Genomic DNA, 21042 nt, shown 5'->3' with positions numbered 1-21042 from the left:
CCCACCCCGACCGGCGGCCGACCGCAGACATGCGACGGCGCCTGCCATCGTCCGGTCGGGGACAGGGCAAGCGCCGTTGCGGTGTTCCGTACGCCTTTGTACGGGACGTATATGAGGGGCCGTCAGGCCATCAGGGCCCGGTCCGTCGGGCGGATCGGGGCCGGCAGGTCGCTGGCGCCCGTGAGGAAGCGGTCGGTGCCGCGGGCGGCCGAGCGGCCCTCCGCGATCGCCCACACGATGAGGGACTGGCCGCGGCCCGCGTCACCGGCGACGAACACGCCGGGCACGTTGGTCTGGAAGTCCGCGTCGCGGGCGATGTTGCCGCGCTCGTCGAGCTCCAGGCCGAACTGCTCGACCAGGCCGTTCTCCCGGTCGGTGCCCGTGAAGCCCATCGCCAGGGTGACCAGCTGGGCGGGGATCTTGCGCTCCGTGCCCGGCTTCGGGGTCAGCTTGCCGTCGATGAACTCCACCTCGGTCAGGTGCAGCCACTGGACGTTGCCGTCCTCGTCGCCCTCGAAGTGGGTGGTGGAGACGGAGTAGACCCGCTCGCCGCCCTCCTCGTGCGCGGACGTGACCTTGTAGAGCATCGGGAAGGTCGGCCACGGCTGGGTGACGTTGTTCCGCTCGTCGTTCGGGCGGGGCATGATCTCCAGCTGGGTGACGGAGGCCGCGCCCTGGCGGTGGGCGGTGCCCACGCAGTCCGCGCCGGTGTCGCCGCCGCCGATGACCACGACATGCTTGCCCTCGGCCGAGATCGGGGAGGTGACGTAGTCGCCCTCCTGGACCTTGTTCGACAGGGGCAGGTACTCCATCGCCTGGTGGATGCCCTTGAGCTCGCGGCCGGGGACCGGGAGGTCACGGGCGGTCGTCGCACCGGCGGCGATGACGATCGCGTCGTAGCGCTTCTTCAGGTCGGTCGCCTTGAGATCGCGGCCGATCTCGATCCCGGTACGGAAGCGGGTGCCCTCCGCGCGCATCTGCTCGATACGGCGGTTGATGTGCCGCTTCTCCATCTTGAACTCGGGGATGCCGTACCGGAGAAGGCCTCCGATGCGGTCCGCGCGCTCGTAGACGGCGACGGTGTGGCCGGCCCGGGTCAGCTGCTGGGCGGCGGCCAGGCCCGCGGGACCCGAGCCGATGACCGCGACGGTCTTGCCGGAGAGGCGCTCGGGGATCTGCGGGGCGACGTCGCCGGTCTCCCACGCCTTGTCGATGATCGAGACCTCGACGTTCTTGATGGTCACCGGCGGCTGGTTGATGCCCAGCACACACGCCGACTCGCACGGAGCGGGGCACAGGCGGCCCGTGAACTCCGGGAAGTTGTTCGTCGCGTGCAGACGCTCCGACGCGGCCGACCAGTCCTCGCGGTAGGCGTAGTCGTTCCACTCGGGGATCAGGTTGCCCAGCGGACAGCCGTTGTGGCAGAAGGGGATGCCGCAGTCCATGCACCGGCTGGCCTGCTTGCTGATGATCGGCAGCAGGGAGCCGGGGACGTAGACCTCGTTCCAGTCCTTCAGACGCACCTCGACCGGGCGGGACTTGGCGACCTCACGGCCGTGGTTCAGGAAGCCCTTCGGGTCAGCCATTGATCGCCGCCTCCATCATCTTCTCGGTGATCTCGGACTCGGAGAGTCCCGCCTGCTCGGCGGCGTCCTTGGCGGCGAGCACTGCCTTGTACGTGCTGGGGATGATCTTGCTGAAGCGCTCGATCGCGGTGTCCCACTCGGCCAGGAGCTTCTCGGCGACCGTGGAACCGGTCTCCTCCTGGTGGCGGCGCACCACGTCGTGCAGCCACTGCTTGTCGGTGTCGTCGAGGGCCTCGACGGCGCTGACGTTGCCGACGTTGACGTTGTCGACGTTCAGGTCGATCACGTACGCGATACCGCCGGACATACCGGCCGCGAAGTTGCGGCCCGTCTCGCCGAGGACCACAGCGCGACCGCCGGTCATGTACTCGCAGCCGTGGTCGCCCACGCCCTCGGAGACGACCGTCGCACCGGAGTTGCGGACACAGAACCGCTCGCCCGTACGGCCGCGCAGGAACAGCTCGCCGCCGGTCGCACCGTAGGCGATGGTGTTGCCCGCGATCGTCGAGTACTCGGCGAGGTGGTCGGCGCCCCGGTCGGGACGGACGATCACGCGGCCGCCGGAGAGGCCCTTGCCGACGTAGTCGTTGGCGTCGCCCTCCAGGCGCAGCGTGACACCGCGCGGCAGGAAGGCACCGAAGGACTGGCCCGCGGAGCCGGTGAAGGTGATGTCGATGGTGTCGTCGGGCAGGCCCGCACCGCCGAACTTCTTCGTCACCTCGTGGCCGAGCATGGTGCCGACCGTGCGGTTGATGTTGCGGATCGCGACCTGCGCGCGCACCGGCTGGGCGTCGGTCGCGGAGTCCGCGGCCAGGGCGTCGGCGGCGAGCTTGATCAGCTCGTTGTCGAGCGCCTTCTCCAGGCCGTGGTCCTGGGCGATCACCTGGTGCCGGACCGCGCCCTCGGGCAGCGACGGCACGTGGAACAGCGGCTCCAGGTTCAGGCCCTGTGCCTTCCAGTGGTCGACGGCACGCGTGACGTCGAGCGCCTCGGCGTGGCCGACGGCCTCCTCGATGGAGCGGAAGCCCAGCTCGGCGAGGATCTCGCGGACCTCTTCGGCGATGTACTGGAAGAAGTTGACGACGTACTCGGCCTTGCCGGAGAACCGGTCCCTGAGGGTCGGGTTCTGGGTGGCGATGCCGACCGGGCAGGTGTCCAGGTGGCAGACGCGCATCATGACGCAGCCGGAGACGACGAGCGGCGCGGTCGCGAAACCGAACTCCTCGGCGCCGAGCAGCGCGGCGATGACGACGTCACGGCCGGTCTTCAGCTGGCCGTCGGTCTGCACGACGATGCGGTCGCGCAGGCCGTTGAGCAGCAGCGTCTGCTGGGTCTCGGCGAGACCGAGCTCCCAGGGACCGCCCGCGTGCTTCAGGGACGTCAGCGGGGAGGCACCCGTACCGCCGTCGTGACCCGAGATCAGGACCACGTCCGCGTGCGCCTTGGAGACACCCGCGGCGACCGTGCCTACGCCGACCTCGGAGACCAGCTTGACGTGAATCCGCGCCTGCGGGTTCGCGTTCTTCAGGTCGTGGATCAGCTGGGCCAGGTCCTCGATGGAGTAGATGTCGTGGTGCGGCGGCGGGGAGATGAGGCCCACGCCCGGGGTGCTGTGCCGGGTCTTGGCGACCCAGGGGTACACCTTGTGGCCGGGCAGCTGGCCGCCCTCGCCGGGCTTGGCGCCCTGGGCCATCTTGATCTGGATGTCGTCGGCGTTGACCAGGTACTCCGAGGTCACGCCGAAGCGGCCGGAGGCGACCTGCTTGATGGCGCTGCGCCGGGCCGGGTCGTAGAGACGGTCCGGGTCCTCGCCGCCCTCACCGGTGTTGGACTTGCCGCCCAGCTGGTTCATGGCGATGGCGAGCGTCTCGTGCGCCTCGCGCGAGATGGAGCCGTACGACATGGCGCCGGTGGAGAAGCGCTTGACGATCTCGGAGACCGGCTCGACCTCGTCGATGGAGATCGACGGGCGGTCCGACTTGAAGCCGAACAGACCGCGGAGCGTCATCAGCCGCTCGGACTGCTCGTTGACGCGCTCGGTGTACTTCTTGAAGACGTCGTAGCGGCCTGTGCGCGTGGAGTGCTGCAGGCGGAAGACCGTCTCCGGGTCGAACAGGTGCGGCTCACCCTCGCGGCGCCACTGGTACTCGCCGCCGATCTCCAGCGCACGGTGGGCGGGCGCGATGCCGCTCGCCGGGTACGCCTTCGCGTGGCGGGCGGCGACCTCCTTGGCGATGACGTCGATGCCGACACCGCCGATCTTGGTGGCCGTGCCGTTGAAGTACTTCTCGACGAAGGCCTCGTCGAGACCGACGGCCTCGAAGACCTGGGCGCCGCGGTAGGAGGCGACCGTCGAGATGCCCATCTTGGACATGACCTTCAGAACGCCCTTGCCGAGGGCGTAGATCAGGTTGCGGATGGCCTTCTCGGGCTCTATGTCCGACAGGAAGGTGCCCGCGCGGACCAGGTCCTCGACGGACTCCATCGCCAGGTACGGGTTGACGGCCGCGGCACCGAAGCCGATGAGCAGCGCGACGTGGTGGACCTCGCGGACGTCACCGGCCTCGACCAGCAGGCCCACGTGGGTGCGCTGCTTGGTGCGGATGAGGTGGTGGTGGACGGCCGCGGTGAGCAGCAGCGACGGGATCGGCGCGTGCTCGGCGTCCGAGTGGCGGTCCGACAGGACGATCAGCCGGGCGCCGTTCTCGATGGCCGCGTCGGCCTCGGCGCAGATCTCCTCGATGCGCGCGGCGAGGGCGTCACCGCCGCCGGAGACCCGGTACAGGCCGGACAGGGTCGCGGCCTTGAAGCCGGGCATGTCGCCGTCGGCGTTGATGTGGATGAGCTTGGCCAGCTCGTCGTTGTCGATGACCGGGAAGGGCAGGGTGACCGAGCGGCATGAAGCGGCCGTCGGCTCCAGCAGGTTGCTCCCCGGGCCGAGGGACGAGCGCAGCGAGGTGACGAGCTCCTCGCGGATCGCGTCCAACGGCGGGTTGGTGACCTGCGCGAACAGCTGGGTGAAGTAGTCGAAGAGCAGCCGCGGGCGGCTGGACAGCGCGGCGATCGGCGAGTCCGTACCCATCGAACCGATCGGCTCGGCACCGGCCTTGGCCATCGGAGCGAGGATGACGCGCAGCTCCTCCTCGGTGTAACCGAAGGTCTGCTGGCGGCGGGTGACCGAGGCGTGGGTGTGGACGATGTGCTCGCGCTCGGGCAGGTCACCCAGCTCGATCTCGCCGGCCTCGATCCACTCGGCGTACGGCTGCTCGGCGGCGAGGGCCGCCTTGATCTCGTCGTCCTCGATGATGCGGTGCTCGACCGTGTCGACGAGGAACATCTTGCCGGGCTGCAGCCGGCCCTTGCGGACGACCTTGGAGGGGTCGATGTCGAGGACGCCGACCTCGGAGCCGAGGACGACCAGGCCGTCGTCGGTGACCCAGTAGCGGCCGGGGCGAAGGCCGTTGCGGTCGAGGACCGCGCCGACCTGCCGGCCGTCGGTGAAGGTGACACAGGCCGGGCCGTCCCAGGGCTCCATCATCGTGGAGTGGAAGTTGTAGAAGGCGCGGCGGGCCGGGTCCATGGAGTCGTGGTTCTCCCACGCCTCCGGGATCATCATCAGCACGGAGTGCGGCAGCGAACGCCCGCCCAGGTGCAGGAGTTCGAGCACCTCGTCGAAGGACGCCGAGTCGGAGGCGTCCGGCGTACAGATCGGGAAGACGCGCTCCAGCCCCTTGTCCCCGAACAGGTCCGAGGCGAGCTGGGACTCCCGGGCGACCATCCAGTTGCGGTTGCCCTTGACGGTGTTGATCTCACCGTTGTGCGCGACGAAGCGGTACGGGTGCGCGAGCGGCCACGACGGGAAGGTGTTCGTGGAGAAGCGCGAGTGGACCAGCGCGATGGCCGACGCGAAGCGCCGGTCGGACAGGTCCGGGAAGAAGGGCTCCAGCTGGCCGGTGGTCAGCATGCCCTTGTAGACGATGGTGCGCGCGGAGAGCGACGGGAAGTAGACACCGGCCTCACGCTCGGCGCGCTTGCGCAGCACAAAGGCCTTGCGGTCGAGGGCGATACCCGTAGCAGGCACAGCGGCGTTGTCCGTGACGAAGATCTGCCGGAAGGCGGGCATCGTCGAACGGGCGGTGGCGCCGAGCAGTTCGGGCGCGACGGGGACCTCGCGCCAGCCGAGGACGGTGAGGCCCTCGTCGGCGGCGATCGTCTCGATCTGCGAGACGGCCTCGGCCGTGCCGTCCTCCGGCAGGAAGGCGATACCGACCGCGTAGGCACCGGCCGCGGGCAGCTCGAATCCGGCCACCTCACGGAAGAAGGTGTCGGGGACCTGGGAGAGGATGCCGGCACCGTCACCCGAGTCGGGCTCGGAGCCGGTGGCACCGCGGTGCTCGAGGTTGCGCAGCACCGTCAGGGCCTGCTCGACCAGGGTGTGGGACGCCTCGCCGGTGAGGGTCGCCACGAAGCCGACGCCGCACGCGTCGCGTTCGTTGCGGGGGTCGTACATACCCTGCGCAGCAGGGCGAGCATCCATGAAGGACCAGTTCTGGCCATTCGCGGAGTGCTGGGACGGCTGGCGCGGCGTACGCATCGGCTCTCCCGTCGTCGTCTCAAGTGGCTGGTGGCACCTCCCAGGCCCTTGGGGCTCTGGGGGAGCGGATTGCCGAGGGACGACGTTGGCCCTCTGCGGAGTGCAAAATTTCGTGCAGGTTACATGATGGAGCGGTTCTCGGGAACCGGGATATTCCGTTCCAACATGCGGACACCGCGCGGCTGCAGTGCGGGTACCGCGCCTGCGGTGGAAGCTATGGGGACCGAGTGAGACAGATCGGTGTCCATCGGCCCGAAAGACGGGGAGGGCTGCGTCGCCCTTCCCGCGGGTGCGCGACAGGCCTCATTGCCCACAGCGCTTACGGCTCATGCCCGGTGGTTAAGCATTCGAAACCAGCGAGTAACGGCTACTTATGCGGCCCAACGCATAACTTGCAGCCGCCCTATCCTACGGCCGTTCCGAACGCGATGCCCAGGGCGTACGTCACACCGGCCGCCGCGGCACCCAGTGCGAGCTGCCTGAAACCGCTGAACCACCAGGTCCGCGCGGTCACCTTGGCCACCACGGCACCGCAGGCGAACAGCCCGAAGAACGCCAGCAGCAGGGCAGGCCACAGCGCGGTCGCACCGAGCAGATAGGGCAGTACGGGCAGCAGGGCACCCAGCGCGAAGGAACCGAACGAGGAGACGGCGGCGACGAGCGGCGAGGGCAGGTCGCCGGGGTCGATGCCGAGCTCCTCACGGGCGTGTATCTCCAGGGCCTGCTCGGGGTCCTTCGACAGCTGCCGGGCCACCTCCCGCGCCAGCTCCGGCTCGACGCCCCGGGCCTCGTAGAGCGCCGCGAGTTCGGCCTCCTCGTCCGCCGGGTGCTTCCTCAGCTCGGCCCGCTCCACATCCAGCTCGGCCTCGACGAGCTCGCGCTGCGAGGCAACCGAGGTGTACTCCCCGGCGGCCATGGAGAAGGCACCGGCGGCGAGCCCCGCGAGCCCGGTCAGCACGATGGTCTGCTGACTCACGGCCCCGCCCGCGACGCCGGTCATCAGCGCGAGGTTGGAGACCAGCCCGTCCATCGCACCGAAGACCGCGGGCCGCAGCCAGCCGCCGTTCACATCCCGGTGCGTGTGGTTGTCGCGGTGCGCCACGTGCAGTGCGGCCTCGGTCTCGATGATCGCCATTGCGGGGGTCCCCCAGGGAAGCTAAGCCAAAGCTAACTTTGGACACGTTCTACTCTTCGACAACAGGAAACCTACGCCCCGCATTCCCTTCCCGCCAGCAAGGAAAGGCTCGGCTAACCTGCAGCTTTACCTCTCTTTGCTCACTCGTGCGGTGTTGCGCACAGATGTCGACCGGGTGACATGGCTCCGCCCCAGGCGCAGGTCAACCGCCGACGGTGGGACACATGGGCAAAGGGTTCGCGCCCTGTGCGAGCCCCCTCCCGGAGAGGCCGCGTATGGCATCGATCGCCTGCACTCCCTCGGTCCCGCCGCCCGGGAACGCCACCGGCCTCCGCGAGCGGGCACGCGGCGCGCTGCTGGGCCTGGCCGTCGGCGACGCCCTCGGCGCCCCGGCGGAGAACCTGAAACCGTCGGAGATCCGTGCCCGCTGGGGCCGCATCACGGATTATGTGACGGACAAGCCGGCCGGCACGGACGACACCGAGTACGCGATCTTCTCCGGCCTGCTGCTGGCCCGGCACGGCTCGGCACTCACCCCCTCACACGTGGAAGCGGCCTGGCACGAGTGGATCGCGGACCGCGACGAAGGCCCCTTCCGGGGCGCGGGATTCAGCGAACGCGGCACCCTGGAGAACCTCCGCCGCGGCCTCGCCGCCCCCATCTCGGCCCAGCACCGCCACGCCTGGAGCGACGGCCTGGCCATGCGCGCGGCCCCCTTCGGCGTCTACGCCGCGGGCCGCCCCGCCGAGGCGGCCCGGCTGGCGGCGATCGACGGCTCGGTGAGCCATGACGGCGAGGGCATCTACGGCGGCCAGGCGGTCGCGGCGGGCGTCGCCGCGGCGATGGCGGGCGCACCGACGATCGCCGTCGTGGCCTCGGCCCTGGCCGTCGTCCCGGACGACTCGTGGACGGCCCGCTCGCTGCGCCGCGCGGTGGCCGTGGCCCATCGCGGCGAACGGGCGGTCCGCTCGGCGGTCGTCATCGGCGGCTACCCCTGGACCGACCTGGCCCCCGAGGCGGTCGCCCTGGCCTTCGGCGCCTACGCGGCGGCGGACGGCGACTTCCGCGACGCGGTCCTCACGGCGGTCAACATGGGCCGGGACGCGGACACGACGGCAGCGGTGGCGGGCGCACTGGCCGGAGCGACCCAGGGGGCCTCGGCGATCCCCCCGGCCTGGGCAGCGGCGATCGGCCCGGCCCGGGGCAGCTGCCTGCCGGCCATGGCGGGCCACCACGTACTGGAGGTGGCGGACCTACTGGTCCCGGCCGAGGGCGCGACGGATGTGCTCGGGCGCACGAACTTCCCGCCCGCCCTCACCCTTGCCGCGCCCGATGAGAGGGAGACGTCCCGATGAGCCCGCCCGCCCCCTGGAACGAGGGAACGACGGAGCCGACCGAACCTGCCACCCTGGAGCCACCGGACAAAGCCGCAGCCGCCAACGGCGAGAACCCCCCACAAGGGCCACCCGACGACGAAAGTCGCACGGGTGGTGCGGGTGGGAACCGATCCGCCGATGGCGAAGCCGAGGCGGTCGAGTGCCGGCCGCCGCAGGGCCCCGCCGAGGCGGCCGAGCCTCGGCACCCGCAGGGGACCGCCCGGGCCGGAAGAACCGTCGGGCTCCTGCTCGGCCTCGCCGCAGGCGACGCCGCCGGCTGGCCCGCCGCCCGCCACCGAGCCGCCCGTATGCCCGAGTGGACACGCCGCCTCACCCGCGAACTCGACACCTTCGCCGAACAGAACGCCACCACCACCCTCCCCGTCCCCATCGCCCTGAACCAACCCCCCGAACCCCTGCGTCTCGGCCCCTCCGACGACGCCGAATGGGCGGCCTTCGCCGCGGAGGCGCTCCTGCGCGCCGGCGACGACACCGCCCTCGCCGACCTCAGCCGACAACGCCGTACACGAGCCGCCATCGACCTCACCTGGAACGCCCTCGCCAGCGAGGTGGCCGCCGCAGCGGACCGCGCCCCGGAGGTCGAGTCCGCCGTCCTGCCCCTCCGCGCCCGTATCTCCGTCCGCGCCGGCCTCGGCAACCTCGCCACCGGCCTGCGCCCGCCCGCCACCGGCCACGACAACCCCCACTACTTCGACGACGCGGCCTGCGTACGGGCCTGCGTACTCGCCGTGGCGCACCCCGGCGCCCCCCGACTCGCCGCGGACCTGGCCGAGTTCGACGCCCGCTACACCCAGGACGGCGACGGAGTGCACGGCGCCCGGGCCATGGCGGCGGCGCTCGCACTCGCGCTGGTCGGCGCGGACGTCGAGGCCTGTGTCCACGCGGCCCTCACCGAACTCCCCGAGACCACGGAGATCGGCCGCAACGCCCGCCACGCCCTCAAGCTGGCCGCCGACGCCGAGACCGCCTTCACCCTGGTCCCCCTCCTGGAACACCAGATCGTCGACCACGTCTACAGCTACGGCATCGCGGCAGCCGAAACGGTCCCGGTGGCCCTGGCCCTGACCGCCGCGTCGAACGGCCGTATCGCCGAAGCGGTACCGGCCGCGGCCTGCCTCTCCCGCGTCGCCGACTCGGCCCCGGCCCTGGCAGGCGCCCTCACCGGAGCGCTGGGCGGCGGCGCGTCGATCCCCGCCACCTGGCGGGAAGCCTGCCGCACCCTCTCCGGCTGCGCCCTCCCCCGCCTGACCGGCACCGACCTGGTGGAACTCGCCGAACTCCTGGAAGCCACACAACCGGCCCCACCAGGAGGATGATTCGGGCCATGAGGCCCAAAAACCCCAGAACCAGCCTCGAGGACCGGATCACCGGGGCCCTCGTGGGCGCGGCGGTGGGCGACGCCCTCGGCGGCCCCGTCGAGGGCTACTCCCCCGACCAGATCCTCGAACGCCACAGCGGCCGCGTCCACGGCATCGTCGGCCCCTGGAACGGCGAGGCCTGGCGCACGGCCCGCCCCCTCGCGCCGTACCACAAGGGCGACGGCCACGTCACCGACGACACCTTGATGACGCACGCCCTGATCCGGGTCTACGACCGGGTCCGCGACCACCTCGACGCCTACGCGATCGCGGACCACCTGGTGCCCGACCTGATGACGACCCCCCGCTGGATCCCGGAGCTGGAGCAGGAGGCCCTCCCCCTGCACCGCATCTTCCTCGCGGAGAAATGGCTGGTGGCCCGCCTCCACTACGCCCATGCCGACCCCAGGGAGGCCGGCGTCGGCAACATCGTCAACTGCGGTGCGGCGATGTACATGGCCCCGGTGGGCCTGGTGAACGCGGCCGACCCCGGGGCCGCCTACACCGAGGCGATCGACATCGCGGGCGCCCACCAGTCCTCGTACGGCCGCGAGGCGGCAGGCGTCTTCGCGGCGGCGGTGGCCGCGGCGACCACCCCCGGGGCAACCCCGGACTCGATCGTCACCACGGCCCTCTCCCTCGCGAAGGACGGCACCCGCACGGCGATCGAGAGGGTCTGCGAAGCGGCTTCCTTCCACACGGACTTCGAATCGGCCCTGATTCCGCTACGGGAAGCAGTGGCCCCCTACGACACGGTCGGCCCGGACTACCGCGCCCCGTCCCTCGGAGCCCGCCGCCCGTCCCGCCTCCACTCCATCGAGGAACTCCCCGTCGCCCTGGGCATGTTGCTGGTGGCCCGCGGCGACTACCGCCACGCGGTCCTGGGCGCGGTCAACTACGGCCGCGACTGCGACTCGATCGCGACGATGACCGGCGCGCTCGCCGGGGCCCTGGGTTCCCCGGTCCCGGAGGACTGGTCGAAGCAGGTGGCGGAGGCAAGCCGCCTGGACCTGTGGCAACCGGCGACGACCCTCACCGCCGTCACCCGCGAGATCTTCGAACGGGACGTACACCGCCGCAGGACCCACGAGTCGGCGTTCATCGGCCTCGGAGACCCAAAATGCTCCGACTGACCTGGGTCCAGCCGGAGGACCTGATCGGCCACGAACTGCGCCAGGCAGCCCTGGACGGCCGCGAGCCGTCGGCGATCGCAGCGAGATGGCACGCCGCAGGCGGCACTCGGGCTCCCCTGCGCGCAGGCGCGTCAGCCGACCCGGCATCGCGCTATCTGCGGCTGCTGGCGAGGGACCTGCTGGACGAACTCGCGGAGCTGCCCAGCAGGTTGGCGGAGGAGGAACCAACTGATCTGGCACGGATCAAGGCCCTGTGCCCCGACTGGCCGGGCCCCGTCCCCTCCCCCAGCCCGCGGCCGGTCACTCCGCGCAGCCTGGAAGCCGCCTGGCTGGGCAGAGCAGTCGGCTGCCTCCTCGGCAAACCAGTGGAAAAACTCCCCCTCGAAGCCATCCGCGCACTGGCGCGGTCCGCCGGCAACTGGCCCCTGAACACCTACTTCACCGCCCGCGGCGTCCCGGAAGACCTCCTCTCGCAACACCCCTGGAACCGCCGCTCGGCGACAACCTCCCTCGCCGAGAACATCGACGGCATGCCCGAGGACGACGACCTCAACTACCCCCTCCTCAACCTCCTCCTGCTCCAGCGCCACGGCAAACACTTCACCACCACCGACGTCGCCGACCTCTGGCTGTCCGAACTCCCAGCGGGCCGCACCTTCACCGCCGAACGCATCGCCTACCGCAACCTCCTCCTCGGCCTGGAGCCACCCCACACGGCCCGCCACCGCAACCCCTTCCGCGAATGGATCGGCGCCCTCATCCGAGCCGACGTCCACGGCTGGACCAACTCCGGCAACCCGGCCGCCGCGGCGGAACAGGCCCACCGCGACGCCACCCTGACCCACACCGCCAACGGCGTCTACGCGGCGATGTTCACGGCGGCCACCATCGCGCGGGCGGCCACCGCCGCCCACGACATCCACGCCTGCCTCCGCACCGGCCTCACGGTGATCCCACCCCGCTCCCGTCTGGCCCGAGCCATCCGCCACGCCATCCGGCTCGCCGAGGAACACGCCGACTTCGACACCGTCGTGGACGAGCTCCACGCCACCTACGCCGACACCCACCACTGGGTCCACGCCGTCCCCAACACGGCCCTGATCGCCGCCGCCCTCACCCACGCGAACGGCGACTTCACCGGCTCCATCTGCCGTGCCGTATCGGGCGGTTGGGACACGGACTCCAACGGCGCCACGGCAGGCGGCGTCGCCGCCCTCCTCACCGGCGATCCCCTCGCCCTCCCCGACCGCTGGACCACCCCCCTCAAGAACCGACTGGCCACCTCCGTCGGCGACTTCAACGGCATCGGCTTCGACGCCCTGGCCCACCTCACCCACCGGGAGGCATCCCGCCCATGACCCACATCGTCGTACTGGGCAGCACGAACATGGACCTCGTCACCTACGTCGAGAAGGCCCCGCAGCGCGGAGAGACCGTCACGGGACGGGAGTTCCGTACGGTGCCCGGCGGCAAGGGCGCCAACCAGGCGATCGCCGCGGCCCGCGCGGGCGCCACCGTCTCGATGATCGGCGCGGTCGGCAACGACGCCTTCGGCGCCCGCCTCCGCTCCACCCTGGAGCACTCGGGCGTCGACACCGACCTCCTGCGTACCGTCGAAGGCCCCTCCGGCACCGCCCACATCGTCGTCGACGACACGGGCGGCAACTCGATCGTCGTGATCCCGGGCGCCAACGGCACCGTCGACCACCTCGTCCCCGGCGACGACGCCCTCATCGCCTCCGCCGACGCCCTGCTCCTCCAGCTGGAGATCCCGCTCCCGGCCGTACTGGCGGGCGCGCGGGCCGCCCGCGCCCACGGCATCCGTACGATCCTCACCCCGGCCCCCGCCCAGCCGCTGCCGCCCGAACTCCTCGCCGCCACCGACCTGTTGGTCCCCAACGAGCACGAGGCGACCACGCTCACCGGCCGCCCTGACCCGACCGACGCGGCCAGGGCCCTGCTCGACCAGGTGCCGGAGGTGGTCGTCACCCTCGGCTCGGCGGGCAGCCTGTACGCGGCCCGCGGCACCGAACCGCTCACCGTCCCCGCGCCGCAGGTCACCGCCGTGGACTCGACGGGCGCCGGCGACACGTTCGTCGGCGCCCTCGCCGTGGGGCTGACCGAGGGGCGGCCGATGCGGTCCGCGCTGGCCTGGGCGGGGGCGGCCGCGGCGCTCTCCGTCCAGCGGCCCGGCGCGTCGGCGTCGATGCCCTGCCGCCCGGAGATCGAAGCGCAGTTCGCGTCATGAACGAAGCCCCGCTGACCGGCCTGCGCGTCCTCGATCTCGCCACCCTTTTCGCCGGGCCGCTCGCCGCCACGATGCTCGGCGACTTCGGCGCGGAGGTCATCAAGGTGGAGCACCCGGCGAAGCCCGACCCCTCCCGTGGCCACGGCCCGTCGAAGGACGGCGTCGGCCTCTGGTGGAAGGTCCTCGGCCGCAACAAGCAGACCATCACCCTCGACCTGTCGAAGCCGGGCGGCCGCTCCACCCTGCTGCGTCTCGTCGCCACCGCCGACGTGGTCATCGAGAACTTCCGCCCCGGCACGCTGGAGAAATGGGACCTGGGCTGGGCGGAGCTGTCCGCCGCCAACCCCCGTCTGATCCTCACCAGGGTCACCGCCTTCGGCCAGTTCGGCCCGTATGCGCACCGCCCCGGCTTCGGCACTCTCGCCGAGGCCATGAGCGGCTTCGCCGCGATCACCGGAGAACCGGACGCGCCTCCGACGCTGCCGCCCTTCGGGCTCGCCGACTCCATCGCCGGTCTGGCCACCGCCTACGCCGTCATGACCGCGCTGTCCGCCCGTGACCGCACCGGCGAGGGCCAGGTCGTCGACATGGCGATCATCGAGCCGATCCTGACTGTCCTCGGTCCCCAGCCGACCTGGTACGACCAGCTGGGCTACGTGCAGCAGCGCACCGGCAACCGGTCCGCCAACAACGCGCCCCGGAACACCTACCGCACCGCCGACGGCACCTGGGTCGCCGTCTCCACCTCCGCGCAGTCGGTCGCGGAACGCGTCATGTGCCTGGTGGGCCGCCCTGACCTGATCGACGAGCCATGGTTCGCGACGGGCGCCGACCGCGCCCGGCACGCGGACGTCCTGGACGAGGCCGTCGGCAACTGGATCGCCGAGCGCACCCGCGACGAGGTCCTCGCGGCCTTCGAGAAGGCCGAGGCCGCGGTCGCGCCCGTCCAGGACGTACGGGACGTGATGACCGACCCGCAGTACGCGGCCCTGGACACGATCACCACCCTCGACGACCCCGACCTGGGCCCCCTGCGCATGCAGAACGTCCTCTTCCGCCTCTCCGCCACCCCCGGCGCGATCCGCTGGCCAGGCCGCCCCCACGGCGCCGACACCGAGACCGTCCTGACCGCACTCGGCCTGAACCCGTCCGACCTGGCAACCCTCCACGAGGAGGGCGCCGTATGACACAGAACCTCCTCTCCCACCCCTCCGCCACGACCCACTGGACAGGCCGAGCCCACGGCTTCGACACCCAGGCCGTCCTGACCGGCCTCGGACTGACCCCGGCCGTACCGACGCCCCCGCGTGAGGAGGGCGTCCTATGACCGCGCCCCCGCTCACCTGGCTCTACGCCCCCGGCGACCGGCCGCGCGTGGTCGCCAAGGCGCTGACCGCCGGGGCCGACGTCGTCGTCATCGACCTGGAGGACGCGGTCGCCCCGGACCGCAAGGAGTACGCCCGCGCGGCCACCGCCGAGCTGCTCTCCGCCCCGCAGCCGGTCCCGGTGCACGTGCGCGTGAACGCCCTGGACGGGCCGCTGGCGCACCGGGACCTGGAGGCGGTGGCAGGCAGGCCCGGGCTCTCGGGCCTGCGGCTGCCGAAGGTCACCTCTCCGGAGCAGATCATCCGCATCGCGGAACGCTTCACGCCCACCGCTACAGGCGCGCCCGCTCTGTACGCCCTCCTGGAATCCGCCCTGGCCGTCGAGCACGCCCACGCCATCGCCTCCGCCCACCCCGCCCTGAGCGGCATCGCCCTCGGAGAAGCCGACCTACGGGCCGATCTGGGGGTGCGCGAGGACGCCGGCCTCGACTGGTGCCGTTCCCGGATCGTCGTCGCCGCCCGGGCTGCGGGCCTGCCCCCGGCACCGCAGTCGGTCCACCCGGACATCCGCGACCTGGAGGGCCTGGCGGCCTCCTGCGCCCACGGCCGCACCCTCGGCTTGCTGGGCCGCGCGGCCATCCACCCCCGCCAGCTCCCCATCATCGAGCGGGCCTACCTCCCCACGGAGCGGGAGGTCGAGGAGGCCGAGACGATCGTCAAGGCGGCGATGACCCAGCAGGGCGCCCAGGCCCTGCCGGACGGGAGGTTCATCGACGCGGCGGTGGTGGCGGCGGCGCACCGCACGCTGTCACTCGCCCGCCGGAACTGAAGACGAGGGCGCCCGGACCTCGTGGCCCGGGCGCCCTCGTCGACGTACGACCGACCGGTCAGCTCTTCTTGGCCGACTCGGCGCTGTCCTTCGCGCCGTCCTTCGCGCTGTTCTCCGCCTCGTCCTCGGCGGCCTCGCGGTCTGCGGGTTCTTCGGGTTCCGCCGCGGAGCCCTCCGCGTCCGGCTTCGCGGCCGAGGATTCCGCCTCGTCCTTGCCGAGGGACACAGCGGCCTCGCCGTCGGCCTCGGCCGCTTCCTCCGCGGCACCCGGCTCGACCACTTCTTCCCTGCCGGGCCGCTTCTTCGCCGACACCACGATGTAGACCACGGCGAGCAGGAACACGATCCCCGCGGTCCAGTCGTTGAGCCGCAGGCCCAGGATGTGGTGGGCGTCGTCGACGCGCATGTACTCGATCCACGCCCGGCCCACGCAGTACGCGGCGACATACACCGCGAACGCCCGCCCGTGTCCGAGCGTGAAGCGGCGGTCGGCCCAGATCACGAGCAGCGCGACGCCGATGCACCACAGGGACTCGTAGAGGAACGTCGGGTGGTAGTACCCGGGCACCCGGCCGTCCGCGGAGGACGTGATGTGCAGCGCCCAGGGAAGGTGGGTCTCCTTGCCGTACAGCTCCTGGTTGAACCAGTTGCCCCAGCGGCCGATGGCCTGTGCGAAGGCGATACCGGGGGCGATGGCGTCGGCGTAGGCGGGCAGCGGGATGCCCCGGCGCCGGCAGCCGATCCACGCGCCGACCGCGCCGAGCGCGATCGCGCCCCAGATGCCGAGGCCGCCCTGCCACACCTTGAAGGCGTCCACCCAGTCACGGCCCTGGCTGAAGTACAGCTCGTAGTCCGTGATCACGTGGTACAGGCGACCGCCGACCAGGCCGAAGGGCACCGCCCAGACAGCGATGTCGGCCACCGTGCCGGCTCGCCCGCCCCGGGCGATCCAGCGCCTGTTGCCGAGCCAGACCGCGACGAAGACGCCGATGATGATGCAGAACGCGTAGCCGCGCAGCGGGATGGGGCCGAGGTACAGCACCCCGCGCGACGGGCTCGGAATGTAGGCAAGTTCTTCCATGGCAGTGTCGACGCTACCCTGCCGGGCCGGGCCGACGGCAGGCAGCCCGGCTACGGGTCCATAACGGGCGGGCGTGAAACTCTTACCCCTTGTTGGCCGTCAGCACCATCTGCTTCAGCTTCGCCGGTGTCAGTGTCTGGTCCTGGTAGATGTTCTTGCCGTCGAGCAGCACGGTGGGTGTCCCGCTGAAACGGCCGGCCTTGAAGGCGGCGTTCGACTTGTCGACCCAGCTGTCGTGCTTGCCGCCGTCGACGCACGCGCGGAAGGCCGCCGTGTCGAGGCCGCCCACCTTGCGCGCCAGGTCGATCAGCTTGGCGTTGTTGGCGAAGGTGTCGACGGTCTCCTTGGGCTGGTTCTCGTAGAGCACGTCGTGGTAGTCGCGGAACTTTCCGGCGTTCTGCGCGCAGGCGGCGGCGTTGCCCGCGCGCAGCGAGCCGGTGCCGCCGAGGTTGCCGTCGATGAGCCGGACCAGGTGGTATTCGATTCGGAGCTTGCCGGAGTCGGTCAGCTGGTGGAGCGTCGGGCGGTACGCCGTCTCGAAGGCCTGGCAGGCCGGGCAGCGGAAGTCCTCCCAGATGGTGAGCGTCGGCTTGGCGCCCTCCTTGCCCACGGCGATCGCGAGGCCGTCCTTGCCCTGCGCACCGGAAGGCGCCACGACCGGGCCCGAGCTCTTTTCCTTGTCCTTGCCCGCGTTGGCGGCGACCACCCCGATCACCGCCGCGAGGCCGAGGACGCAGACGACACTCGCGCCCACGATCAGCGTCCGCCGTCGCTTCTCCGCGGCCTTCTGCTTCTCACGCTCGACCGCCAGCCGCTCCCGGGCGGTGCGCTTTCCGTCACGGTTCTTCTCGCTCACACCCCCAGAACGAAGCCGGGGAGGCGCAATGCGCCTCCCCGGCCCCAGATCCACTCGTTCGGAGGACCCCCGCGACATGGGCGGATCCACGTGAGACGAACTGCTCGGTCACGCCTGCCGGCGCACGCCCTTGGCGAGCTCGCCTGCGAGCGAGCGGACGGCCTCGACGCCGGCCGCGTCGTCCGGCGCGTCCAGCATCCGCTTGACGAAGGCCGAGCCGACGATCACGCCGTCGGCAAAGCCGGCCACCTCGGCGGCCTGCTCCGCGTTGGAGACCCCGAGCCCGACGCAGACGGGCAGGTCGGAGCCGGTGGCGCGGGTGCGCTCCACCAGGTCCTGGGCCTGCGCTCCCACCGACTCCCGGGTGCCGGTGACCCCCATCAGCGAGGCTGCGTACACGAACCCGCTGCCCGCCGCGGTGATCTGCGCGAGCCGCGCGTCCTTGCTGCTGGGCGCGACCACGAAGACCGTGGCGAGCCCGTGCTTCTCGGCGTGCTCCCTCCACAGGGCCGACTCCTGCACGGGCAGGTCGGGCAGGATGCAGCCCGCACCGCCGGCCTCGGCGAGCTCGGCGGTGAAGCGCTCGACGCCGTAGCGGTCGATCGGGTTCCAGTACGTCATCACGAGCACCGGCTTCCCGGTGGCCGTGTGGGCCTCGCGGACCGTGCGCATGACGTCGGCGATCTTGACTCCGCCGCGCAGGGCGATGTCGTCCGCGGTCTGGATGACGGGGCCGTCGAGGACGGGGTCGCTGTGCGGCAGCCCGACCTCGACGACGTCCGCACCGCCGTCGAAGACGGCCTTGATCGCCTCGATGCCGCCGTCCACGGTCGGGAACCCGGCCGGGAGGTAGGCGATGAGTGCGGCGCGTCCCTCGGCCTTGACACCGGCGAGGGTGTCGGACAGCAGCTGGCCCTTTTTACTGTCGAATGCAGCCCCGCTCACTTCGCGTCCCCCTCGATCTCGGCGGTGTCGGCCGCGTTGGCGGCGACCTCGGCGTCGGTGTCGTACAGGCCGAAGTACCGGGCGGCCGTGTCCATGTCCTTGTCGCCGCGGCCGGACAGGTTGACGACGATCAGGCCGTCCTTGCCCAGCTCCTTGCCGACCTCCAGGGCGCCGGCCAGCGCGTGCGCGCTCTCGATGGCCGGGATGATCCCCTCGGTGCGCGACAGCAGACGCAGGGCCTGCATCGCCGCGTCGTCGGTGACCGCGCGGTACTCGCCGCGGCCGCTGTCCTTGAGGTAGGAGTGCTCGGGGCCGATGCCCGGGTAGTCCAGACCGGCCGAGATCGAGTACGGCTCGGTGATCTGGCCCTCCTCGTCCTGCAGGACGTAGGAGCGGGAGCCGTGCAGGATGCCGGGCTCGCCCGCGGTCAGCGTCGCCGCGTGCTCGCCGGTCTCCACGCCGTGGCCGGCCGGCTCGCAGCCGATGAGGCGTACGGACGCGTCCGGGATGAAGGCGTGGAAGAGGCCGATGGCGTTGGAGCCGCCGCCGACGCAGGCGATGGCCGCGTCGGGCAGGCGTCCGGCCTGCTCGAGGAGCTGACGGCGGGCCTCGACGCCGATCACCCGGTGGAAGTCGCGGACCATGGCCGGGAAGGGGTGCGGGCCGGCGACCGTACCGAACAGGTAGTGGGTGTGGTCGACGTTGGCGACCCAGTCGCGGAAGGCCTCGTTGATGGCGTCCTTGAGCGTACGGCTGCCCGACTTCACCGCGACGACCTCGGCACCGAGCATGCGCATCCGGGCCACGTTCAGCGCCTGGCGCTTGGTGTCGATCTCGCCCATGTAGATCGTGCACTCGAGACCGAACAGCGCGCAGGCCGTCGCCGTGGCGACGCCGTGCTGGCCGGCGCCGGTCTCGGCGATGACGCGGGTCTTGCCCATGCGCTTGGTCAGCAGGGCCTGGCCGAGCACGTTGTTGATCTTGTGGGAGCCGGTGTGGTTGAGGTCCTCGCGCTTGAGGAACACCCGGGCGCCACCGGCGTGTTCGGCGAAGCGGGGGACCTCGGTGAGGGAGCTGGGGCGGCCGGTGTAGTGGACCAGCAGGTCGTCGAGTTCGCGGGCGAACTCGGGGTCGTGCTTGGCCTTGTCGTACTCGACGGCCACCTCGTCCACGGCGGCGACGAGGGCCTCCGGGATGAACTTGCCGCCGAATGCGCCGAAGTAGCCTTCGGCGGTGGGGACTTGCCCCTCCGGGTCTGGGATGAAGAAGTCGCTGGGCATGCGGATACCTCACGGTGAGTGCGTGAATGAAGACACTAATCGCCGTGGGGCGGGGGGTTGTCAGTTGCCTGCGGGCCCGTCGTGGCTGATCGCGCCCACGCGGCAGAGCCGTGAATCAGAAACGCCCCGCGCCCCTAAGGGCGCACTGCCATCGCCGGCCGTTCACCTGTCCCGGTTCGTCGCCGATGATGTACCTGACCCTGCGGCCGTGCACCCTGCGTGCCGGTGCGCGGCAACCGCGAGGCCGGCAGCCGCGCGCCAGGCGCGCGTACCGGTCCGCGGTCGTCATGGTGAGAGTCATCGGCGCCACTCTACCGGGTGATCAGCTGCGGCCGTGGCGAAGTGCGGGGTGTTCGCCCGCCGCCACCAGGTCCGAGACCGCGGACTTCGGGTCCTTGCCGGTGACCAGGGACTCGCCGACCAGGACCGCGTCGGCGCCCGCGTTGGCGTAGGCGATGAGGTCGTGCGGGCCGCGGACGCCGGACTCGGCGATCTTGACGATGCCCTCGGGGATCTCGGGGGCCACGCGCTCGAAGGTGCCGCGGTCGACCTCGAGGGTCTTGAGGTTGCGGGCGTTGATTCCGATGACCTTGGCGCCCGCGTCCACCGCGCGCTCGACCTCGTCCTCGTCGTGGACCTCGACGAGCGGGGTGAGGCCGATGGAGACGGCTCGCTCGATGAGGGATTCGAGGGCGGGCTGGTCGAGGGCCGCGACGATCAGCAGAGCGAGGTCGGCGCCGTACGCACGGGCCTCCCACAGCTGGTACGAGGTGACGATGAAGTCCTTGCGCAGGACCGGGATGTCCACGCGGGCGCGGACCGCCTCCAGGTCGGCCAGCGAGCCGCCGAAGCGGCGCTGCTCGGTCAGGACGGAGATGACGGCCGCGCCGCCCGCCTCGTAGTCCGCGGCGAGGCCCGCCGGGTCGGCGATCGCGGCCAGGGCGCCCTTGGAGGGGCTGGAGCGCTTGACCTCGCAGATGACCTTCACACCGTCGCCGCGCAGGGCGGCCAGGCCGTCCTTGGCCGCGGGAGCCTTCGCCGCGCGCTCCTTGAGCTCGTCGAGGCTGACGCGCGCCTGCCGCTCCGCGAGGTCGGCACGGACTCCGTCGATGATCTCGTCGAGCACACTCACGCGAGCGGCCCCCTTCCAGGCGGTTGGTGTTCAAGCTGCTGAGCCAAGCTGACCCCTGGGGAAAAACAGATGGTCACTGCGATGGTATCCGCAGGGAGGGGTAGGCCTCACATCCGGTTGACGCCGGTCCCAGTACCTGGACC

The 21042-nt window shown here is 71.4% G+C and carries 17 protein-coding genes; 8 read left to right on the top strand and 9 right to left on the bottom strand.

Features of this window, described 5'->3' with window-relative positions; translation table 11 throughout:
• Positions 1-122: 122 nt before the first annotated feature.
• The 3 genes from ACFY1U_RS03960 to ACFY1U_RS03950 all read right to left on the bottom strand — a co-directional run bounded on the left by ACFY1U_RS03960 (position 123) and on the right by ACFY1U_RS03950 (position 7315).
• Positions 123-1586: a glutamate synthase subunit beta gene (locus ACFY1U_RS03960; protein ID WP_390692545.1), complete on the bottom strand. Its 1464-nt coding sequence runs from the start codon at positions 1584-1586 to the stop codon at positions 123-125.
• Positions 1579-6180: a glutamate synthase large subunit gene (gltB, locus tag ACFY1U_RS03955; protein WP_390692544.1), complete on the bottom strand. Its 4602-nt coding sequence runs from the start codon at positions 6178-6180 to the stop codon at positions 1579-1581. Before gltB ends, ACFY1U_RS03960 begins: the two co-directional genes overlap by 8 nt.
• Before the next feature lie 403 nt (positions 6181-6583).
• Positions 6584-7315 carry a VIT1/CCC1 transporter family protein gene (locus tag ACFY1U_RS03950; protein WP_390692543.1) on the bottom strand — a complete coding sequence of 244 codons (732 nt, stop codon included), beginning with the start codon at positions 7313-7315 and terminating at the stop codon, positions 6584-6586.
• A 275-nt stretch (positions 7316-7590) separates the two neighbouring features.
• Here ACFY1U_RS03950 and ACFY1U_RS03945 point away from each other — a divergent pair, with 275 nt between their 5' ends.
• The 8 genes from ACFY1U_RS03945 to ACFY1U_RS03910 are packed head-to-tail and all read left to right on the top strand — an operon-like array spanning position 7591 to position 15605.
• Entirely contained in the window at positions 7591-8670 is a 1080-nt protein-coding gene (locus tag ACFY1U_RS03945; protein ID WP_390692542.1) for an ADP-ribosylglycohydrolase family protein, read from the top strand.
• Positions 8667-10028, top strand: coding sequence for an ADP-ribosylglycohydrolase family protein (locus ACFY1U_RS03940; RefSeq protein WP_390692541.1), 1362 nt, complete (start codon positions 8667-8669; stop codon positions 10026-10028). Before ACFY1U_RS03945 ends, ACFY1U_RS03940 begins: the two co-directional genes overlap by 4 nt.
• A gap of 8 nt (positions 10029-10036) precedes the next feature.
• Positions 10037-11203 (top strand): ADP-ribosylglycohydrolase family protein, encoded by a 1167-nt coding sequence (locus ACFY1U_RS03935; RefSeq protein ID WP_390692540.1) that lies wholly within the window; start codon positions 10037-10039, stop codon positions 11201-11203.
• A complete protein-coding gene (locus tag ACFY1U_RS03930) occupies positions 11191-12561 on the top strand; it encodes an ADP-ribosylglycohydrolase family protein (protein WP_390692539.1) in 1371 nt (456 codons plus the stop codon). The genes ACFY1U_RS03935 and ACFY1U_RS03930 overlap by 13 nt, the downstream gene beginning before the upstream one ends.
• Positions 12558-13451 carry a ribokinase gene (rbsK, locus tag ACFY1U_RS03925; protein WP_390692538.1) on the top strand — a complete coding sequence of 298 codons (894 nt, stop codon included), beginning with the start codon at positions 12558-12560 and terminating at the stop codon, positions 13449-13451. The genes ACFY1U_RS03930 and rbsK overlap by 4 nt, the downstream gene beginning before the upstream one ends.
• Complete coding sequence (locus tag ACFY1U_RS03920; protein ID WP_390692537.1) at positions 13448-14638, top strand: CaiB/BaiF CoA transferase family protein; 1191 nt, start codon at positions 13448-13450, stop codon at positions 14636-14638. The genes rbsK and ACFY1U_RS03920 overlap by 4 nt, the downstream gene beginning before the upstream one ends.
• The gene (locus ACFY1U_RS03915; RefSeq protein ID WP_390692536.1) at positions 14635-14778 is read left to right on the top strand and encodes a hypothetical protein; all 144 of its coding nucleotides are present in this window, start codon (positions 14635-14637) and stop codon (positions 14776-14778) included. Before ACFY1U_RS03920 ends, ACFY1U_RS03915 begins: the two co-directional genes overlap by 4 nt.
• Positions 14775-15605: an HpcH/HpaI aldolase/citrate lyase family protein gene (locus tag ACFY1U_RS03910; RefSeq protein WP_390692535.1), complete on the top strand. Its 831-nt coding sequence runs from the start codon at positions 14775-14777 to the stop codon at positions 15603-15605. The genes ACFY1U_RS03915 and ACFY1U_RS03910 overlap by 4 nt, the downstream gene beginning before the upstream one ends.
• 58 nt (positions 15606-15663) lie before the next feature.
• On the opposite strand, the gene lgt is transcribed toward ACFY1U_RS03910, so the two are convergent.
• The 6 genes from lgt to trpC form a co-directional block, all read right to left on the bottom strand.
• The gene (lgt, locus tag ACFY1U_RS03905) at positions 15664-16686 is read right to left on the bottom strand and encodes a prolipoprotein diacylglyceryl transferase (protein ID WP_390692534.1); all 1023 of its coding nucleotides are present in this window, start codon (positions 16684-16686) and stop codon (positions 15664-15666) included.
• An 82-nt stretch (positions 16687-16768) separates the two neighbouring features.
• On the bottom strand, positions 16769-17542 hold the full coding sequence (locus ACFY1U_RS03900; RefSeq protein ID WP_390692533.1) for a DsbA family protein: 774 nt from the start codon (positions 17540-17542) through the stop codon (positions 16769-16771).
• 108 nt (positions 17543-17650) lie between these two features.
• Complete coding sequence (trpA, locus tag ACFY1U_RS03895; RefSeq protein ID WP_390692532.1) at positions 17651-18487, bottom strand: tryptophan synthase subunit alpha; 837 nt, start codon at positions 18485-18487, stop codon at positions 17651-17653.
• The gene (trpB, locus tag ACFY1U_RS03890; RefSeq protein ID WP_390692531.1) at positions 18484-19767 is read right to left on the bottom strand and encodes a tryptophan synthase subunit beta; all 1284 of its coding nucleotides are present in this window, start codon (positions 19765-19767) and stop codon (positions 18484-18486) included. Before trpB ends, trpA begins: the two co-directional genes overlap by 4 nt.
• Positions 19768-19882: 115 nt before the next feature.
• Positions 19883-20056: a tryptophan biosynthesis modulator TrpM gene (gene trpM / locus ACFY1U_RS03885; RefSeq protein WP_390692840.1), complete on the bottom strand. Its 174-nt coding sequence runs from the start codon at positions 20054-20056 to the stop codon at positions 19883-19885.
• Between the two features lie 33 nt (positions 20057-20089).
• The gene (gene trpC, locus ACFY1U_RS03880) at positions 20090-20899 is read right to left on the bottom strand and encodes an indole-3-glycerol phosphate synthase TrpC (RefSeq protein ID WP_351469682.1); all 810 of its coding nucleotides are present in this window, start codon (positions 20897-20899) and stop codon (positions 20090-20092) included.
• Positions 20900-21042: the final 143 nt, after the last annotated feature.

The organism is Streptomyces sp. NPDC001351, from assembly GCF_042896045.1.
Taxonomy (GTDB): Bacteria; Actinomycetota; Actinomycetes; order Streptomycetales; family Streptomycetaceae; genus Streptomyces.
This window is presented reverse-complemented; position numbering and strand designations above follow the sequence as displayed.

Bases quoted from the DNA above. Each gene is read 5' to 3' on its own strand.
- ACFY1U_RS03960 (WP_390692545.1), bottom strand. From the start codon at position 1,586: ATGGCTGACCCGAAGGGCTTCCTGAACCACGGCCGTGAGGTCGCCAAG.
- gltB (WP_390692544.1), bottom strand. From the start codon at position 6,180: ATGCGTACGCCGCGCCAGCCGTCCCAGCACTCCGCGAATGGCCAGAAC.
- ACFY1U_RS03950 (WP_390692543.1), bottom strand. From the start codon at position 7,315: ATGGCGATCATCGAGACCGAGGCCGCACTGCACGTGGCGCACCGCGAC.
- ACFY1U_RS03945 (WP_390692542.1), top strand. From the start codon at position 7,591: ATGGCATCGATCGCCTGCACTCCCTCGGTCCCGCCGCCCGGGAACGCC.
- ACFY1U_RS03940 (WP_390692541.1), top strand. From the start codon at position 8,667: ATGAGCCCGCCCGCCCCCTGGAACGAGGGAACGACGGAGCCGACCGAA.
- ACFY1U_RS03935 (WP_390692540.1), top strand. From the start codon at position 10,037: ATGAGGCCCAAAAACCCCAGAACCAGCCTCGAGGACCGGATCACCGGG.
- ACFY1U_RS03930 (WP_390692539.1), top strand. From the start codon at position 11,191: ATGCTCCGACTGACCTGGGTCCAGCCGGAGGACCTGATCGGCCACGAA.
- rbsK (WP_390692538.1), top strand. From the start codon at position 12,558: ATGACCCACATCGTCGTACTGGGCAGCACGAACATGGACCTCGTCACC.
- ACFY1U_RS03920 (WP_390692537.1), top strand. From the start codon at position 13,448: ATGAACGAAGCCCCGCTGACCGGCCTGCGCGTCCTCGATCTCGCCACC.
- ACFY1U_RS03915 (WP_390692536.1), top strand. From the start codon at position 14,635: ATGACACAGAACCTCCTCTCCCACCCCTCCGCCACGACCCACTGGACA.
- ACFY1U_RS03910 (WP_390692535.1), top strand. From the start codon at position 14,775: ATGACCGCGCCCCCGCTCACCTGGCTCTACGCCCCCGGCGACCGGCCG.
- lgt (WP_390692534.1), bottom strand. From the start codon at position 16,686: ATGGAAGAACTTGCCTACATTCCGAGCCCGTCGCGCGGGGTGCTGTAC.
- trpB (WP_390692531.1), bottom strand. From the start codon at position 19,767: ATGCCCAGCGACTTCTTCATCCCAGACCCGGAGGGGCAAGTCCCCACC.
- trpM (WP_390692840.1), bottom strand. From the start codon at position 20,056: ATGACGACCGCGGACCGGTACGCGCGCCTGGCGCGCGGCTGCCGGCCT.